Here is a 1,672-nt window from a genome sequence, read left to right as displayed (position 1 = left end):
CTATCGCAAGGTCACCATAGGATTTAAAATTTCTGTCAAAAACTTTCAGGTAACTATGCGTTTTAGTATAAAATTGTTTTTTAGTTGGACTGAGTTTTCGTTTTTTTAATGCGGAATAAGTAGCAACAATAGTTTTTTATAGACAAAAAACGTTTTTAAAGAGCAATAAAATAACAAAGCAAAAAGACGATTATTTTAATCATGAAGTGTAAATAATACAACGCTTTCCTACATATTATTAAAAATAAAAAAATACTCCTGTTTTATACTTTATTGCATTATCAACCTGAGTTAATAGTTGAATTAACACTTTGCTATTATTTGATATTATTGAGCTTTCAATAATATGTTTAGCTATTATAAGTTTATCAATATTAATTATCTTTTCATCTTCATAATCATCAATATTTATTCCTAATGCATTATTAAGTTGATTGATGACATTACTCTTTAACAGATTGGCATAATTATCTTCATCAATAGTTAATTCAATCAGATCACCATCCATACAATCATTAAAATCTAACCGACTCATGGCTCTCGTGTTTATTGGAACTGTTATATATTTCATATTATTTATTCCTTTCTATTCTATATTAAAATGAGTTACCTCATTATATTCGGCTTGACTTCGACCTGTTTGTTTTCCATTTTTTAATAATTTGTTGTTAGGAACATTTCCATTCAAATAAGCTCTTTTTCCCGAAATATTCGGGTTATAAATTCGGAAGTAGTTTCCAGACATATCCTCAATAACCTGTATCCCTGTTGTAGGGTTAGTACAAATTCTTTTTCCTTGCCATATTTACGGCAGAGTTCCTTGACAGGAATACCTGCTTCAGCTTCTTTTAAAATAGCGACGATTTGATGTTCAGTCATTTTTTTTATAATTAAATCCCTTTTTACTTTTATCATAGAGAATTTTCTACTTTTTTGCTGTAATATTTTAGGGGATAGTTACACCTTGTACCGCCTATTTAATACTTCTTGATGGCATTGTTAAAAATGTATTAGTTATTTTAGTGGTTCTTGGAGCATGGGGTACTTTAAACTAATAACCACCAACTTTGGCATCATATGCACTTTTTGACGGATTTAATTGAAAAAATATTATTAGTTACTCCTCCTCATCTTCTATCTTGGGAATACAAGGGGATAAAAAAGAATCTTTTTCTTTTCTTATTTTTCCTCTTGCTAAAACAAAAACTTCAAATTCGTTAAAGGCATCAATTGGATCGGCTACACTAATTCATACAACTTTTTTAAGGGGTAAGGTAAACTTATCACAACTAAAAAAGGAACAAATATGAATAAGATTAAACGCAAAAGACGAACATTCACAGATGATTTTAAACACCAAATGGTCAGTCTTTATCAACATGGTAAATCACGTAGTGAAATCGTTGCAGAATATGATTTGACACCATCCGCATTGGACCGTTGGATAACGCAATCAAGCCAAAGTGGCTCATTTAAAACAAAAGATAATCGCGGTCCACAAGAACAAGAGTTAATCGCGTTGCGTAAAGAGCTTAAACAACTCCGCATGGAAAACGATATTCTAAAGCAAGCAGCACTGATAATAGGGCGAAAATCGCTATCCTAAAAGCAAATCGACATCGTTATAGCATAACAAAGCTATGTCAATATTTAGGATTATCAAGATATTATG

General features: G+C 30.6%; 4 protein-coding genes. 1 reads left to right on the top strand and 3 read right to left on the bottom strand.

The annotated features are described in order from the left end of the window. Positions 1-238 precede the first annotated feature (238 nt). From A9G35_RS01715 to A9G35_RS14035, 3 genes are all read right to left on the bottom strand, one after another. Entirely contained in the window at positions 239-571 is a 333-nt protein-coding gene (locus A9G35_RS01715; protein WP_065635331.1) for a hypothetical protein, read from the bottom strand. Positions 572-684: 113 nt separating this feature from the next. After that, positions 685-915, bottom strand: a complete 231-nt coding sequence (locus A9G35_RS12790) for a hypothetical protein (RefSeq protein ID WP_081300079.1) — start codon at positions 913-915, stop codon at positions 685-687. A 202-nt stretch (positions 916-1,117) separates the two neighbouring features. Beyond that, positions 1,118-1,231 (bottom strand): Imm7 family immunity protein, encoded by a 114-nt coding sequence (locus A9G35_RS14035; protein WP_442903158.1) that lies wholly within the window; start codon positions 1,229-1,231, stop codon positions 1,118-1,120. 75 nt (positions 1,232-1,306) lie between these two features. Between A9G35_RS14035 and A9G35_RS01705 the strand changes: the two genes are divergently transcribed. Then, entirely contained in the window at positions 1,307-1,606 is a 300-nt protein-coding gene (locus tag A9G35_RS01705) for a transposase (protein WP_065635422.1), read from the top strand. The last annotated feature ends 66 nt before the right edge of the window (positions 1,607-1,672 follow it).

The sequence above is a fragment of the Gilliamella sp. Choc5-1 genome, from assembly GCF_001690595.1.
Classification (GTDB): domain Bacteria; phylum Pseudomonadota; class Gammaproteobacteria; order Enterobacterales; family Orbaceae; genus Gilliamella; species Gilliamella apicola_M.
This window is presented reverse-complemented; position numbering and strand designations above follow the sequence as displayed.

Excerpts from the sequence above, each read along its gene's own strand:
- A9G35_RS01705 (WP_065635422.1), top strand. The coding sequence starts at position 1,307 with ATGAATAAGATTAAACGCAAAAGACGAACATTCACAGATGATTTTAAA.
- A9G35_RS01715 (WP_065635331.1), bottom strand. The coding sequence starts at position 571 with ATGAAATATATAACAGTTCCAATAAACACGAGAGCCATGAGTCGGTTA.
- A9G35_RS12790 (WP_081300079.1), bottom strand. The coding sequence starts at position 915 with ATGATAAAAGTAAAAAGGGATTTAATTATAAAAAAAATGACTGAACAT.